General features: G+C 60.1%; 13 protein-coding genes. 6 read left to right on the top strand and 7 right to left on the bottom strand.

Annotated features, from left to right (window positions below; all coding sequences use genetic code 11):
* Positions 1–31 precede the first annotated feature (31 nt).
* From ACX3M4_RS02890 to ACX3M4_RS02870, 5 genes are all read right to left on the bottom strand, one after another.
* The gene (locus ACX3M4_RS02890) at positions 32–811 is read right to left on the bottom strand and encodes an ABC transporter ATP-binding protein (RefSeq protein WP_459357097.1); all 780 of its coding nucleotides are present in this window, start codon (positions 809–811) and stop codon (positions 32–34) included.
* The gene (locus tag ACX3M4_RS02885; protein ID WP_459357096.1) at positions 808–1,563 is read right to left on the bottom strand and encodes an ABC transporter ATP-binding protein; all 756 of its coding nucleotides are present in this window, start codon (positions 1,561–1,563) and stop codon (positions 808–810) included. The genes ACX3M4_RS02890 and ACX3M4_RS02885 overlap by 4 nt, the downstream gene beginning before the upstream one ends.
* Before the next feature lie 11 nt (positions 1,564–1,574).
* Positions 1,575–2,711 (bottom strand): branched-chain amino acid ABC transporter permease, encoded by a 1,137-nt coding sequence (locus tag ACX3M4_RS02880; protein ID WP_459357095.1) that lies wholly within the window; start codon positions 2,709–2,711, stop codon positions 1,575–1,577.
* Positions 2,712–2,714: 3 nt separating this feature from the next.
* Complete coding sequence (locus ACX3M4_RS02875) at positions 2,715–3,743, bottom strand: branched-chain amino acid ABC transporter permease (RefSeq protein WP_459357094.1); 1,029 nt, start codon at positions 3,741–3,743, stop codon at positions 2,715–2,717.
* 89 nt (positions 3,744–3,832) lie between these two features.
* Entirely contained in the window at positions 3,833–5,179 is a 1,347-nt protein-coding gene (locus tag ACX3M4_RS02870) for a substrate-binding protein (protein ID WP_459357093.1), read from the bottom strand.
* Between the two features lie 482 nt (positions 5,180–5,661).
* On the opposite strand from ACX3M4_RS02870, the gene ACX3M4_RS02865 reads away from it, so the two are divergent.
* From ACX3M4_RS02865 to ACX3M4_RS02845, 5 genes are all read left to right on the top strand, one after another.
* Complete coding sequence (locus ACX3M4_RS02865; RefSeq protein ID WP_459357092.1) at positions 5,662–6,270, top strand: pyridoxamine 5'-phosphate oxidase family protein; 609 nt, start codon at positions 5,662–5,664, stop codon at positions 6,268–6,270.
* Positions 6,271–6,436: 166 nt separating this feature from the next.
* Complete coding sequence (locus ACX3M4_RS02860; RefSeq protein WP_459357091.1) at positions 6,437–8,479, top strand: M3 family metallopeptidase; 2,043 nt, start codon at positions 6,437–6,439, stop codon at positions 8,477–8,479.
* A 67-nt stretch (positions 8,480–8,546) separates the two neighbouring features.
* Entirely contained in the window at positions 8,547–8,924 is a 378-nt protein-coding gene (locus tag ACX3M4_RS02855) for a DUF423 domain-containing protein (RefSeq protein ID WP_459357090.1), read from the top strand.
* Between the two features lie 57 nt (positions 8,925–8,981).
* Positions 8,982–10,412 (top strand): cytochrome P450, encoded by a 1,431-nt coding sequence (locus tag ACX3M4_RS02850; protein WP_459357089.1) that lies wholly within the window; start codon positions 8,982–8,984, stop codon positions 10,410–10,412.
* On the top strand, positions 10,409–11,485 hold the full coding sequence (locus ACX3M4_RS02845; RefSeq protein WP_459357088.1) for a lysophospholipid acyltransferase family protein: 1,077 nt from the start codon (positions 10,409–10,411) through the stop codon (positions 11,483–11,485). The genes ACX3M4_RS02850 and ACX3M4_RS02845 overlap by 4 nt, the downstream gene beginning before the upstream one ends.
* A gap of 62 nt (positions 11,486–11,547) precedes the next feature.
* Here ACX3M4_RS02845 and fghA read toward each other — a convergent pair whose 3' ends face one another.
* Together fghA and ACX3M4_RS02835 are read right to left on the bottom strand one after the other, a co-directional pair.
* The gene (fghA, locus tag ACX3M4_RS02840; RefSeq protein ID WP_459357087.1) at positions 11,548–12,375 is read right to left on the bottom strand and encodes an S-formylglutathione hydrolase; all 828 of its coding nucleotides are present in this window, start codon (positions 12,373–12,375) and stop codon (positions 11,548–11,550) included.
* Positions 12,376–12,479: 104 nt separating this feature from the next.
* Positions 12,480–13,592, bottom strand: coding sequence for an S-(hydroxymethyl)glutathione dehydrogenase/class III alcohol dehydrogenase (locus tag ACX3M4_RS02835; protein WP_459357086.1), 1,113 nt, complete (start codon positions 13,590–13,592; stop codon positions 12,480–12,482).
* 394 nt (positions 13,593–13,986) lie between these two features.
* Here ACX3M4_RS02835 and ACX3M4_RS02830 point away from each other — a divergent pair, with 394 nt between their 5' ends.
* Positions 13,987–15,240 carry a sarcosine oxidase subunit beta family protein gene (locus tag ACX3M4_RS02830; protein ID WP_459357085.1) on the top strand — a complete coding sequence of 418 codons (1,254 nt, stop codon included), beginning with the start codon at positions 13,987–13,989 and terminating at the stop codon, positions 15,238–15,240.
* Positions 15,241–15,242: the final 2 nt, after the last annotated feature.

Here is a 15,242-nt window from a genome sequence, read left to right as displayed (position 1 = left end):
CGGCCGAAATCAAAGCAGAACTCCAGGCAAATTAGATCGCCAGGTATTCCTGGCGCAGCTGGGCGTTGTCCAGAACCTCCTGCGCAGCGCCATCGAAGACCACTTCACCCATGTCGAGGATGACAGCCCGGTCGGCCAGGTGCAGCGCAGCAATCGCATTCTGCTCGACGATGATGGTGGTGATGCCAAGTTCCTTGACACCCTCCAGGATCCGCTCGATTTCCTGCACGATCACCGGCGCCAGGCCTTCATAAGGCTCGTCCAGGAGCAGCAGCTTGATGTCGCGGGCGAGGATACGGGCAACGGCCAGCATCTGCTGCTCGCCGCCGGACAGCGTCACGGCTTCCTGCGCGCGGCGTTCCGCCAGACGCGGGAAGTGCTCGTAGATGCGCTCGATCGACCAGCCGATAGGCTCCGCGATCTGGGAAAGCTCAAGATTTTCTTCAACGGTGAGACCAGGGATGATCCGCCGGTCTTCCGGCACCAGACCCACACCGTTGCGGGCAGCCTGGAAACTCTTCATGGAATGCAGCGGCTTGTGGTCGAGCCAGATTTCACCATGGGTCAGATGCGGGTCGTCCATCCGGGCGATGGTTCGAAGCGTCGATGTCTTTCCCGCACCGTTCCGGCCGAGCAGTGCCAGGATCTCACCTTCGCGGACGTCGAAGCTGACGCCCTGCACGATATAGCTTTCGCCGTAATAGGCATGCAGATCCCAGGCTGAGAAGAAAGCGGGCGAGCCGCCCTGGTTCTTGCGCGGCGGCACGCCGGGAGCGGTCTGGCCGCTGAACTGATCGTCAATTAGGGTCACAGATGCGCTCCTCCGAGATAGGCTTCCTGTACGCGCGGGTCGCCCTTGATGTCTTCCGGTTTGCCTTCGGCGATGATCGTGCCTTGCGCCAGGACGGTGACCTTGTCGGCGAGCGAGAACACCACATGCATGTCATGCTCGATAACGACCTTGGTGATGCCCCGGTCGGCTATGCGCTGCAGCAAGTCGATGGTGTTGTTGGTATCAGCCCGCGACATGCCGGCGGTCGGCTCGTCGAGCAGCAGCAGCTTCGGATCCTGGGAGAGACACATGGCCAATTCCAGGCGACGCTTGTCGCCGCGTGAGAGCGACCCGGAAATGACGTCTTTCTTGTCCGCCAGACCGACGTCCTCCAGCATGTGGAGGGCCTTGTCCAGGATCTCCGCATCCTGGTCGAGCCGCTTGAACGGCTTCAGCGAGAACTGGCCATCGCGCTTGGCCATCGTCGGGATGACGACATTGTCGAGCAGGCTCAACTCGGAGAAGATTTCCGGCGTCTGGAACACGCGTGACACGCCGACCTGGTTGATCTCATAGGGCTTCATTCCGGTGAGGGAAATGTCGCCGAACATCACGGTGCCCGTATCGGGCGCAAGGCGGCCGATCATGCAGTTCAGGAAGGTCGACTTGCCTGCCCCGTTCGGACCGATGATGGCGTGGACCGTGCCCTGCTCCACCGAAAAGTTGACATTGTTGAGAGCTCTCAAGCCGCCGAACGACTTGTTTACGCCCTCGACACGAAGGATTTCCATTGTCTCGTTCCTTACTCTGCAGGGGCGGTTGCGCGATTGGGTTCGGCCTTGGCGGGCGGGCGCCGGAACAGGCGTCCGATCCGGGCAACGCCTTCCATGATGCCTCCTGGCAGGAAGATCACGATCAGCATGAACAGCGCTCCGAGGGTCAGGTGCCAGCCTTCACCCACGAAGAGGCCCGTGACGGCGACGACAGGTCCTTGCAGGAAATCCGGCAGGAAGTCGAAGATCTGATGCAGCGTCTGCTCGTTGAAGGCGGAGAAGATATTCTCGAAGTACTTGATCAGCGCCGCACCGAAGATCGGACCGAGCAAAGTCCCCGCCCCGCCGAGAATGGTCATCAGAACCACTTCACCGGACGCGGTCCACTGCATGCGCTCGGCACCAGCAAGCGGATCGGTGATGCAAAGCAAGGCTCCCGCAAGCCCGGCATACATGCCGGAGATCACGAAGGCGGCCAGCGTATAGGGGCGCGGATTGAGGCCCGTATAGGTCATGCGGTTCTGGTTGGTCTTCACGGCCCGCAGCATGATGCCGAAGGGCGAGCGGAAAATCCGCTGGGCGATGAAGAAGCCGATCAGAAGAACGATCGCGCAGAAGTAGAAGCCGCCCCAGCCCGTCATCTCATAGCCGAAGATGTTGGCAATGAGCGGCCCTTCAGAACCGTCGTTGCTGTCAAACAGGCGCGGGTCGCTGCGCAGGACACGAAGGCCTGTCTCGCCGTTTGTGATCGGCGTCAGCACCGAATAGGCAAGGTTATAGGACATCTGCGCGAAGGCGAGCGTCAGGATCGAGAAGTAGATGCCCGAGCGCCGCAGCGACACATAGCCGATGGCCAGAGCAAAGATGCCGGCGGCGATGATCGCCAGGATTGCGGCGGGGATAGGGTTCATGCCGAGCAGCTTGAACGACCAGACCGCCGTGTACGAACCGACCCCGAGAAAGGCGGCGTGACCGAAGGACAGATATCCGGTCAGGCCGAACAGGATATTGAAGCCGGTGGCGAAGAGACCGAAGATCGCGAACTTCTGCAGAAGGTCGGGATAACCCGCGCCAACAGGCGCCAGCCAGACCGGCATTGTGAGCACAGCGACGGCAAAGATTGCGAAGTAGATATAGTCGCGCGCAGGAGATGTTTTTGAAGACATTGATTAATTCTCCATGACGCCTTTGCGGCCCATCAACCCGCGCGGACGCACGAGAAGGATGACCACGGCCACGAGATAGATGATGATCTGGTCGATACCCGGCAGGATGGCCTTGATTTCGTTCATCGAGGCAAAGGACTGCAGAATGCCGAGCAGGAAGCCTGCGGCGACGGCACCGGGCAGCGAACCCATGCCTCCGACAACGACCACGACGAAGCTGAGAACCAGGAAGTCCATGCCCATGTGGTAGTCGGGCGGCAGGATCGGTGTGTACATGACACCGGCAAGACCCGCGACGACCGCCGCAATCGCGAAGACGACGGTGAAGCGCCGTTCGATATTGATCCCGAGCAGCCCGACGGTGTGCCTGTCGGCCATGCCGGCACGGACCACCATGCCGAAAGTCGTGAACTGCAGGAAGGCAAAGACTGCGGCGATGATGGCGCCTGCGAACGCGAGGTAGACCATACGCCAGTAAGGATAGACAATCACACCGGGATCGAACCCGAGCGCTGCGCCGATATCGGCCGCGCCGCGCACCGTTTCAGGCGCGGTCTGCGGGATCGGGTTGGCGCCGAAGATCGACTTGATGATCTCCTGCAGCACGATCGCAAGACCGAAGGTGACAAGGATCTGGTCGGCGTGAGCACGATTGTAGAAATGCTTGATCAGGCCGCGTTCCATCACGAACCCGACCAGCAGCATGACGGGAATGGCGACCAGAATGGACACCGGCACCGAGTAGTTGAGGATCCAATGTCCGAAATCGCCGAGATAGGCTTCCACGTAGGGCGTGCGGATCTCGAGCGGTGTTCCCCAGGCCGTGGTCTTGTCGGGGTCGGTCGTGATGAGTTCAAGGCTCAGCAGCTTGTTGAACGACACCGCACAGAAAGCGCCGAGCATGAACAAGGCGCCATGCGCGAAGTTGACGACCCCGAGGGTCCCGAAGATCAGGGTCAGGCCCAGGGCAATCAGCGCATAGGCGCCGCCCTTATCCAACCCGTTCAGCAGTTGAAGAATAATCACATCCATGGTCTTGCCGCTGTTTTGTGAGCCTGTCGCCCTGTAAGTAAAGCACAGCCGCCGGTGGTACTCCTCCGGCGGCTGCTTTTTTCAGGAGCTTATGCGCCGTTGTTGCAAGCGCCGAGTTCGCCGCCAAGCATGTCGGCCGGGTACTCGACCTGGGCCCGCGGCGTCACTTCCACGACTTCCAGAAGGTCGAACTGCGAGCTCGGGTTTTCCTTACCCTTCACGACCAGAACGTCCTTGAAGCACTGGTGGTCTTCAGCGCGGTAGAGGGTCGGACCGTTGCCCATGCCGTCGAACTCGAAGCCTTCGAGAGCTGCAGCGATCGCGCAGGGATCGAAGGTGCCGGCGCGCTGTGCGGCATCTGCATAAAGCAGAGCCTGGACATAGCAGGTATGGGCGGCCTGGCTCGGCGGGAAGCCGTATTCCTGGCCGAAGGATTTCACGAAGGCCTTGGAACCCTCATCCTGCAGCGACCAGTGCCAGTTGGTGGAACCGAAGATGCCCTTCACGTTTTCGCCCGCACCCTGTGCCATCAGGCGGGAATAGAGCGGAACGACGATCGTGAAGTCCTTGCCGTTGACCTGCTTGTCGCGCAGACCGAACTGGACGGCCTGGGTCAGGGAGTTCACCATGTCCTTGCCGTAGTGGTTCAGGACCAGCACGTCAGCACCGGAGTTCAGAACCGGCGTGATGTACTGCGAGAAGTCGCCTGCGCCCAGCGGAGTGCGAACGGCTGCGACCGTTTCCCAACCCATGCCTTCGGTATACTTCTTGATCGATTCTTCCTGCGACCAGCCCCAGGTGTAGTCGGCGGTCAGGTGATAGGCCTTGCGGTCGGTGCCGTAGTTGTTCTTGAGCACCGGTGCGAGGGCAGCGCCCGACATTTCGGTGTTGAAGAAGTGGCGGAAACCGTTCTTGCGCTTGTCCTTGCCAGTGGTGTCGTTGGAGTGGGTCAGACCTGCCATGAAGATGACGCCAGCTTCCTGGCAGAGCGACTGCACGGCAATGGCCACGCCCGACGACGAACCGCCGGTGATCATGATGGCGCCGTCTTTTTCGATCATGCGCTTGGCGGATGCGCGGGCGGCGTCGGACTTGGTCTGCGTGTCGCCGGTCACGAAGGTGACCTTCTTGCCGTTGACGCCGCCACCCTTCAATTCCTTCGACGAGAAGGTGTTCAGAAGACCACCGTCGCCTTCACCGTTCAGGTGCTTCACGGCCAGCTGATAGGCGCGCAGCTCATCGGCCCCTTCATCGGCGTAGGCACCGGTTTGCGGCACGTTGAAGCCAAGAACGACTTCGCTGCCGGTCGGCTCGTTCAGGTAACCGGCAGACCATGCCCGGCTGGTAAAGATGGTCGGCGTTGCCAGGGCAACACCGCCCATTGCGCCAGCGCGCAAGATGGAACGGCGATTGAGGGGTTTACGAATCAAGCTCATACTTTCCTCCCAGAAAGGCGATGCGCGTCCACCTCGGACGCGCCTGCGATAGCTGTACAGCCGCAAGCAATCCTGGCTCTTACCCCGTCCGGTCGCCCGGCGCCTCCGTGCCAAAACTGCAAGCTGCAATGACTGTAAAAAAATCAAGGACTAACCGGCAATACGACTATCGGAGCGCTTCTTTCGTCCAACCCATTAGACTTTCGAAGTAATCCCGGCTAAACACACTCCGGATCGATCGTGTTTATTGCAACGCAATATATTTTTTCTTTTTTAATTCCAATTTGTTGAACACCACTCCTTGTGCAATGCGAAGTTCCCTTGACGTAATGGTCCGAACCGACGATCGATCAACGCCTTAGACCAAAGTGCAAGAGGTTTGGGCCCATGCGGACGCAAAGGGACAAATTGACCCCGGCCGGGCCACACCGCTAAGCTCCGCGCCACCGCCTGCCCCAGTTTCTCCGACCCGGAAATCGAACATGACCGTCCTGACGTCCCTGGAAGCACTTCATCAGCATTATGGCGACGTCGGAGAGGCGTCTCTCGTCAAGGAAATTGATCACCTGAGCCCGGCGTATCGCCGCATCGTGGAAGCATCGCGGTTCTGTGCTCTGTCGACGTGCGGTCCAGAAGGCCTTGATTGTTCCCCCCGCGGCGACGACGGCATGGTGGTACGCATAGAGGATGATCGCACGCTACTGATGCCGGATCGGCGCGGCAACAACCGGATCGATTCCCTGCGCAACATCGTGCGCGATCCACGCGTATCGCTGATGTTCATGGTACACGGCTGGAACAACGTACTGCGCATCAACGGCGAAGCTGTCATCTCCGTCGACCCGGACCTGCTGGCCACCTTCGAGATGGAGGGCCACCTGCCCCGGTCTGTGATCGTCATCACGACGAAGTCGGTCTATTTCCAATGTGCCCGCGCAATCATGCGGGCTGGTCTCTGGGACTCCGAAAACGGCCTCGCCAAAGGCGACCTACCGTCACCCGGCATGATCATGCAGGAGATCAAGGACAGCTTCGACGGCAAGACATATGATGCGGAATGGCCGGAACGGGCTGCAAAAAGCATGTGGTGAACTAAGCTGATTTCCGTGCAGCGTGTCCCTGGCCACCAGCCGGACAAACGTCCTCCCCTGCAATTTCTTCGCGGCGTCCCTGGAAATATGCCGGTTGAGCGCTTGGAACGGGTCGCAATCTGCGCCATATCTCGCAGACACATTTCAGATTCACGTCGAGGCTTTCATGACCGCTAATCCGTTGCTCTCCGACTGGAACACACCCTTCGAATTGCCCCCTTTCGCATCGATCGAACCGTCGCATTTCGAGGAAGCCTTTGACCGCGCGATGGCGGAAGCCCGTTCGGAGAGTGACCGGATCGCAGATCAGGAAACGGCACCGACTTTCGAAAACACCATTATCGCCCTGGAGACGTCCGGCAAGACACTCACCCGGGTGGCGCGGACCTTCTTCAACCTCACCGGTGCGCACACCAACGAGACGATCCAGCGGATCGAGCGCGACGTTGCGCCGAAGCTCGCCAAGCACTCCTCCGACATGCTGCTGAACGCAAAGCTTTATGGCCGGATTGCCGATCTCTGGGACCGGCGCGACAGCCTTTGCCTGACCGACGAGGACGCGATGGTGCTGGAACGCTACCAGAAGATGTTCCAGCGCGCCGGCGCCGGTCTTGACGAGGCCGGCAAGGCCCGCATGGCCGATATTTCCCAGCGGCTCGCCACGCTCGGTACAAGCTTCTCCCAGAATGTTCTCAAGGACGAATCTGATTTCCAGCTTGTTCTGGACACGGAAGAGGATCTTGCCGGCCTGCCCGACTTCCTGCTTGCAGCTTCCGCGGAAGCGGCCAGGGAACGAGGCCTTGAAGGCAAGCATGTGATCACCCTGTCACGTTCGTCGATCGAGCCCTTCCTGCAGTTTTCCACCAACCGGGCCCGGCGCGAGGAAGCCTTCCGTGGTTGGACCGCCCGCGGGGAGAACGGAGGCGGCTCCGACAACAGGGCGGTCGTTGCCGAGACCCTGCGCCTGCGCGCGGAAAAGGCACGAATGCTGGGATTCGACACCTATGCCGCCTTCAAACTCGACGACACCATGGCCAAGACGCCAGAGAATGTCCGCGGTCTTCTGACCAAGGTCTGGGAACCTGCCGTTTCGCAGGCGCGTCAGGAAGCCGAAAAACTCTCTGAAATGGCACAAAATGCCGGCGAGAACCACGACATCGAAGCCTGGGACTGGCGCTTTTATTCCGAGAAGGTGCGCAAGGCTGAACATGATCTCGACGAGACCGAGTTGAAGCCTTACCTGCAGTTGGAGAACATCATCCAGGCCGCTTTCGACACGGCCAGCCGTCTCTTCGGCCTGTCCTTCCGCGAGTTGAAGGGATTGCCGGTCTATCATCCGGATGTGCGTGTCTTTGAAGTGCTCGACGGCACCGGCAAGCATGTCGGCCTCTTTCTCGGCGACTATTTCGCCCGCACCTCGAAGCGTTCAGGTGCCTGGATGAGCGCCTTCCGCTCCCAGCACAAGCTGGATGGCGATGTGACGCCGATCATCGTCAACGTTATGAATTTCTCAAAGGGCGCACCCGGGGAAGCGGCACTCCTGACCTTCGACGACGCCCGGACCCTCTTCCACGAATTCGGCCATGGCCTGCACGGACTGTTGTCGAACGTCACCTATCCGATGATATCCGGCACGGGCGTAGCCCGCGACTTCGTCGAACTGCCCTCCCAGCTCTATGAACACTGGCTGTCGCAGCCCGAAGTGCTGTCGAAATATGCCGTACACTACAAGACCGGCGAAGCGATGCCTGCAGCGCTACTCGACAAGCTGCTTGCTGCCGCCAATTTCAACATGGGTTTCGCTACGGTCGAATATACCGCCTCAGCCCTGGTGGACCTTGAGCTGCATCTGATCGGCGACCCGGCGGACCTGGATACGGTCGCCTTCGAGAAAGAAACCCTGAACAGGATCGGCATGCCCCGGGCCATCACCATGCGGCACCGCATCCCTCATTTTCAACACATCTTCTCCGGCGACAGCTATTCCGCCGGCTATTACAGCTACATGTGGTCGGAAGTCATGGATGCAGATGCCTTTGAGGCCTTCGAGGAAAAGGGCGACGTCTTCGACCGGGAAACGGCGGACAAGCTCCTGACCTACATCTACTCGGCCGGTGGTCGGCAGGACCCGGAACAAGCCTATCTGGCTTTCCGCGGCCGCCCGCCGCGCATCGACGCGCTCCTGGAAAAGCGCGGCTTTGCCGCCTGATTTCCTGCGGCGGCTTCTACCAGCCGCTGGAACTTCCGAACCAAAGGCACCAGATAAAGGGACCTCCATGGTGGAAACTACCTCCAGCCTCCTGCGCGCGGGCATGGCCTTGTCCGGACTTGCCGGTGGTCTCGGTGTCGTTTGCCTCGCTCTGGCTGCGCACGAAAACGCGTCGTCCCTTCTGGAAACAGCGGCTCAGATGCTTTTGTTTCACGCTCCGGTGCTTCTTGGGATAGGGCTTCTGGCTCAGATCCGCAGGACACCGTTGCTGCCGGCAACGCTCGTGCTGATCGCGTGCGGTCTCGGCCTTTTTTCCGGTGACCTGCTCATGCGGTCCTTTCTGGAACAAAGGCTGTTTCCCATGTCCGCGCCAACCGGAGGCCTGCTCCTGATTCTGGGTTGGCTGTCGCTGGCGCTGAGCGCTTTACGTGTAAGGCCCAAGTGACTACAAACCAGCAAAGTTCTTATTTCAAAACTGACCAATGAGACTGCGGATTTTTAAGTGACCGTTGCCGAGCCCAATGCCGAAGGTTTACCTGCCGTGGCTGCCCCAAAACCCGTGCTGGAAGAGTTTGTTCCCCCCTATCCCTTCCGCTACAAGGAAATGCCGCCGGTCTGGACGCTCGTCGGCATGGCAAAACGGAATTTCCTGTCGATCTGGGGAGAGGACGATTTCCAAAGCCGGCTCCGCAGCAAGAAGATCTTCACCCGTGAACTCGTGATCTGCAATCGCCCGGACGTGGTGCGCGAAGCGTTCCAGACGAACCATGAGGTCCTGCAGCGCAAGAGCCCGCAGATGCGGCACGCCTTGGAACCACTGCTCGGTGACGGTCTTTTCATTAGCGACACGGAAACCTGGGCCAAACGGCGCAAGATCGTTGCCCCGATCATCCATGGATCGCGCGTCAGGGGCTTTGCGCCCATCATGATCGAGACGATCGAGGAGAAACGGGCCGAATGGGCCGCCCTCGGCAACGGCGCAGCCATCGACGCGCTGGCGGAAATGGCGCACCTCACCGCCGAGATCATTTGCCGGACGATCTTCGGCCGGCAGCTCGGCAAGGACTTTGCCGCCGAAGTCGTACAGGGCTTCTCCGATTACCAGCGACATATCGACCAGATCGATCTCCTGTCCCTGTTCAGTCTGCCGGAATGGCTGCCAAGGTTCCGGGGCCGGGCCATCAGGAAGCCTGTCCAGCGCATCATGTCGGTGCTCGATCGCATTATCGAGAGTTATGAAGCTCAAAAGCAGCAAGGCGAAGCGTCCGTTATCGGCGGGCTTCTTGAAGCGCGCGATGAGGACGGCAATCCCCTCAGCAGGGATGCAATCATCAGCGAGGCAGCCGTGATTTTCATGGCCGGCCACGAGACCACGGCTAACACACTTGCCTGGGCATGGTTCCTCCTGTCCCAGTGCGAAAAGACCAGGACGAAACTACACGCAGAGCTCGACACCGTCCTTGCCGGGCGCGCGCCGACATTCCAAGATGTTGCCAGCCTGCCCTTTACCAAAGCCGTCATCGAAGAGACGCTGCGGCTTTATCCGCCTGTACCGATCCTGGCACGCGAAGCGATGGCCGACACCAGCATCGGCGGAAAGCCGGTACCAAAGGGGTCACTGGTCCTGGTGGTCCCCTGGCTGATGCATCGCAATCCGATGCTCTGGTCAAAACCGGACGTCTTCGATCCGCAGCGGTTTCTCAATCCCAAGGCCAAGAAGCCGAACAAATACGGATATGTGCCCTTCAGCATCGGGCCGCGCATTTGCGCCGGGCTGCAATTCGGGATGACGGAGGCGATCCTGAGCCTGGCCATCCTCGCGCAGAACTTTGACCTCCGGCTTCGGGAAGGTGCCGACGTTCAACCGGTCGCGCGCCTGACATTGCGCCCAGGAGACAATTTGCCGATGACGCTTCATCCGCGCCGGTCATGAGCAAAGAGACACGGCTGGAGGATATTCCATTTGCCGAGACCCTCGCGGACGAACCTACCACACCGGATTTCCGGGACATTTTCTCCACCGAAGGCATAAGACGCGAGGCCGCCCGTATTCATTGGCTACGCCATACAAGTCATGGCGTGTCGAACAGCTTGCTCCAGGCTTGCCTGAAACACTGCCCACCTGCCTTCGTCTCCGGTTTTGGCAATGCGATGGTACCTCTGATGCGCTGGTCCTATCGCGACAAAGTATTTCCAAACCGGATTTCGAGAAATTTCGAAGCGCTGACAGTCGGACGATGGTCAGGTGAAGTGGAGTTGAAAGCTGGGTTGGACCGGTGGTGGCACAATATCGGCCGAACCGTTTCCGAGTTCTGTGTCGTCAATCGGTTATGGAAGAATTCTCATATCGAAGTTGAAGGGCTGGAGCACCTGAAGTCCGTGCGCCGTTCCGGCGAAAGACCGATCTTTGTATCGATGCATCTGGGCACTTGGGAGGCGTTGTTCGTCGCCATTCATGATGGTCTTGCCGGCCCGAGCATTGGCCCCTTTCAGCCCGAACCCAATCGCTTCAAGAACCGGATCGTTCATGCAATCCGGAAGGAACGAAACCAGTATCTGTTTCCGCCGGGACAGCGGAGCGCCTTCAGGCTGCACAGACTGATGGCGAGCGGCCGCTACTCGATGACCATTTTCATTGATGAGGTACGTGAAAAACAGGTGCATCTGCCCTGCTTCGGACGCAAGCTGCCGGAAAAGGGAAACGCAGCCGTCGCAATAAAGGTCGCGAATTCCTGCGGTGGCAGGTTGATACCGACATACCTGATACGGACGGGCCCAGCTCGCTTCAGGATGATCATCCTGTCTGCCATCGAACCATCTTCCGCGGGCGCTCGCTACGACCTTGAGAAAACTATCGCAAGGCTCAACGACATCTTCGAACCGATCGTCCTGGACCGGCTCGAAGAATGGTACATGCTCAGTGAGCTGCGCCTGCCGAATTCTTTCGAAACCGGCCCTTTTTCCAAGGCCCTCGAGACCCGAAACAAGGAAGCCAGAAGAGCCTAGAGCATATTAAAGATCGATCAGCTTTGGGACGCTCAACCGAACCCGGTAGTGCGTCTGCAGATCTAGCCTTTCAGCCGCTCCGCGTGCCAGGCGACATGATCACGCGCGAAGGTCGAGACGAAATAATACGAATGATCGTAGCCCGGCTGCAGCCGGTAGGCATGCGGCGTTTTCGTTTCCGTCAGAGCGCTGACCAATGCCGGCGGTGTCAGGAGATCGTAGAACTGGTCATCGCCGCCCTGGTCGATCAGGATGTCACCGGCCCAGCCCCTGGTCCTGAGAAGCAAGGTCGCGTCATGGGCTGCCCAGGCAGCTTCATCCGCTCCAAGATAGGCCCCGAACTGCTTGCGCCCCCAGTCAGACCGGACGGGATTGGCGATCGGTGCAAAGGCGGAGAGCGACTGGTAGTGTCCCGGATACTTCATCGCAAGCGTCAGCGCCCCGTGCCCGCCCATGGAATGGCCGGTAATGCCATGGTGGACGGAAACGGCGAACTTTTCGGTCACCAGGTCGCGCAATTCGCTGGCGACATAGGTTTCCATCTGGAAATGCGGCGCCCAGGGAGCCTCCGTGGCATTGACGTAGAAACCGGCACCTTGCCCCAGATCGTAAGTCTCGTCATTGGCAACACCTTCTCCGCGCGGACTGGTGTCCGGAAAGACGACGGCGAGGCCGAATTCCGCGGCATGCGCCTGCAGGCCGGCCTTGGTCATGGCGTTTTCATGCGTGCAGGTCAGGCCCGACAGATACCAGAGGCACGGCACAGGGGCGTCCTTGGCCTGGGGCGGCATGTAGACCGCAAAGGTCATCTCGACGCCGCATGCCTCCGACATATGGCTGTAGACGCCCTGAACGCCGCCGAAGGATTTGTTTTCGGAAAGGGTTTTCATCGGCAAATGCCTTTGTGGTCTCTTTAAAACAGACCCAACTGTCATTCCCACTTTCGCGAGGATGACAGTTGGTCATTAAGGTCGGATCGAGGTCCGAGACAGGATCAGAAAAGCACTACCGAACGGATCGACTCGCCCGCATGCATCAGGTCGAAGCCCTTGTTGATGTCTTCGAGCGGCATGGTGTGAGTGATCATCGGATCGATCTCGATCTTGCCGTCCATGTACCAGTCGACGATCTTCGGCACGTCGGTCCGTCCGCGTGCGCCACCGAAGGCCGTGCCGCGCCAGGATCGGCCGGTGACAAGCTGGAACGGACGGGTCGAAATCTCGGCGCCTGCCGGCGCGACACCGATGATAATGCTTTCGCCCCAACCCTTGTGGGCCGCTTCCAGCGCTGTGCGCATGACATTGACGTTACCGGTGGCGTCGAACGTGTAGTCGGCGCCGCCCTTGGTGAGGTTCACGAGGTACGGCACCAGATCACCGTCGACTTCGCTCGGATTGACGAAATCGGTCATGCCGAAGCGCTCGGCCATTTCCTTCTTCGCCGGATTGAGATCAACGCCGACGATCTGGTCGGCACCTGCAAGGCGCAGGCCCTGGATGACATTGAGGCCAATGCCGCCTAGGCCGAAGACGATGGCGCGCGAGCCGATCTCGACCTTGGCCGTGTTGATCACCGCACCAATGCCGGTGGTAACACCGCAGCCGATGTAGCAGACCTTGTCGAAGGGAGCGTCGGAGCGGATCTTCGCCAGCGCAATCTCCGGTACGACGGTGTAATTGGCGAAGGTGGACGTGCCCATGTAATGCAGGATCGGGTCGCCATCCAGCGTGGAGAACCGCGACGAGCCGTCCGGCATAAGACCCTGACCCTGGGTCGCGCGGATCGACTGGCAAAGGTTGGTCTTCGGATTGAGGCAGTATTCGCAGGTCCGGCACTCGGGCGTATAGAGCGGAATGACGTGATCGCCCGGTTTCAGCGTGGTCACGCCTGGACCGACCTCAACAACGACACCAGCGCCCTCGTGCCCGAGAATCGCCGGGAAGAGACCTTCCGGATCGGCACCGGACAGCGTGAATTCGTCCGTGTGGCAGATGCCGGTGGCCTTGATCTCGACCAGAACCTCGAAAGCACGCGGGCCTTCCAGCTTGACTTTGGTGACTTCGAGCGGTTTTCCGGCCCCAACGGCCACGGCGGCGCGAACTTCCATGGAGGATCTCCCTGATTTGACTGTTGGGGGGAGAGTGTCCGCCCGGGATTACAATTGCAAGAACCGAAGCGGCATACCGTGTCGGGATTGCGGATATCATGTCAAAAAGTCGCAAAAGCTTGCCACCGGTCAAAATGCACCCAAACGGTTGTTTTCCGGATGCTTTCCCAAGCCTGCCGCGAATGGTTGATGGTCTGGGGACACCCATGTCGCATTCTGACAAGCAAGCGACTGAAACGGCATACGCAAACCTTGGTGCAATCGCGAATATGCCCCACAATGGACGAGGCCGATCCGGTTTCGGTAAGGTCGCGTTCCGACAACACTTGAACCTGACGGCAGGCAAACCGGTTCTTCCGGGCGGTCGGCCGGCAACGTGCGGAGCCGCTCTTCGATGAAGCGATATTCCTTCCTGGAACTGGCCAAGAACGCCTTTTCCGCGCACCAGAACTGGGGTCGCCAGTGGCGTTCACCCGAGCCCAAGGCCGAATATGACGTCGTCATCGTCGGTGCCGGCGGGCATGGCCTCGCGACCGCCTATTACCTTGCCAAGGAACACGGAATCCGCAACGTGGCGGTGATCGAGAAGGGCTGGCTCGGCGGCGGCAACACGGGCCGCAACACGACCATCGTGCGCTCCAACTATCTTTGGGAGGAAAGCGCCGGGCTCTACAATCACGCCATCGACCTTTGGCAGAACCTGTCGCAGGAACTGAACTACAACGTCATGTATTCCGCCCGCGGCGTGATGATGCTGGCGCACACTGTTCACGACATCCAGGTGGCACAGCGGCACATCCACGCCAACCGTCTGGCAGGCGTCCAGAACGAATGGCTTACACCGGAAGAGGCCAAGGAATACTGCCCGCCGCTGAACATTTCCAAGAACATCCGCTATCCCGTTATGGGCGCTGCCCTGCAGCGGGTCGGCGGCACGGCACGTCACGACGCGGTCGCCTGGGGCTATGCCCGCGGCGCGGATGCGCTCGGCGTCGACATCATCCAGAACTGCGCCGTCACCGGCATCCGCCGCAGCCTCAATGGCGGGGTCGAGGGTGTGGAAACCGTGAAGGGCTTCATCAAGGCCAAGAAGATCGGCGTCGTTGCCGCTGGCCACACTTCCGTCGTGATGGACATGGCGGGCCTGCGTCTGCCGCTGGAATCCTTCCCGCTGCAGGCTCTTGTCTCCGAGCCGGTGAAGCCGGCCTTCCCGTGCGTCGTCATGTCCAACACGATCCACGCCTATATCTCCCAGTCCGACAAGGGCGAACTGGTGATCGGTGCCGGTACAGACCAGTTCGTGTCCTATTCCCAGGCCGGCGGCATCCACATAACCAACCACACCATCGACGCGATCTGCGAACTCTTCCCGCATTTCCGCCGCATGCGCATGCTGCGCAACTGGGGTGGCATCGTCGACACGACACCGGACCGTTCGCCGATCCTGTCCAAGACGGCGATCCGGGGCCTTTACGTCAATTGCGGCTGGGGTACCGGCGGCTTCAAGGCGACCCCGGGGTCCGGCCATGTCTTCGCGCACACGATCGCAAAGGACGAACCGCACCGGATCAATGCGCCCTTCACCATCGACCGGTTCCGCACCGGCCGCCTCATCGACGAAGCCGCGGCAGCGGCCGTGGCCCACTAGGG

Source organism: Roseibium sp. M-1, assembly GCF_054515675.1.
The sequence above is the reverse complement of the archived record's forward strand: the minus strand, read 5'-3'. Positions and strand labels throughout refer to the sequence as shown.

Bases quoted from the DNA above. Each gene is read 5' to 3' on its own strand.
- ACX3M4_RS02860 (WP_459357091.1), top strand. From the start codon at position 6,437: ATGACCGCTAATCCGTTGCTCTCCGACTGGAACACACCCTTCGAATTG.
- ACX3M4_RS02885 (WP_459357096.1), bottom strand. From the start codon at position 1,563: ATGGAAATCCTTCGTGTCGAGGGCGTAAACAAGTCGTTCGGCGGCTTG.
- ACX3M4_RS02870 (WP_459357093.1), bottom strand. From the start codon at position 5,179: ATGAGCTTGATTCGTAAACCCCTCAATCGCCGTTCCATCTTGCGCGCT.
- ACX3M4_RS02835 (WP_459357086.1), bottom strand. From the start codon at position 13,592: ATGGAAGTTCGCGCCGCCGTGGCCGTTGGGGCCGGAAAACCGCTCGAA.
- ACX3M4_RS02830 (WP_459357085.1), top strand. From the start codon at position 13,987: ATGAAGCGATATTCCTTCCTGGAACTGGCCAAGAACGCCTTTTCCGCG.
- fghA (WP_459357087.1), bottom strand. From the start codon at position 12,375: ATGAAAACCCTTTCCGAAAACAAATCCTTCGGCGGCGTTCAGGGCGTC.
- ACX3M4_RS02875 (WP_459357094.1), bottom strand. From the start codon at position 3,743: ATGGATGTGATTATTCTTCAACTGCTGAACGGGTTGGATAAGGGCGGC.
- ACX3M4_RS02865 (WP_459357092.1), top strand. From the start codon at position 5,662: ATGACCGTCCTGACGTCCCTGGAAGCACTTCATCAGCATTATGGCGAC.
- ACX3M4_RS02855 (WP_459357090.1), top strand. From the start codon at position 8,547: ATGGTGGAAACTACCTCCAGCCTCCTGCGCGCGGGCATGGCCTTGTCC.
- ACX3M4_RS02880 (WP_459357095.1), bottom strand. From the start codon at position 2,711: ATGTCTTCAAAAACATCTCCTGCGCGCGACTATATCTACTTCGCAATC.
- ACX3M4_RS02845 (WP_459357088.1), top strand. From the start codon at position 10,409: ATGAGCAAAGAGACACGGCTGGAGGATATTCCATTTGCCGAGACCCTC.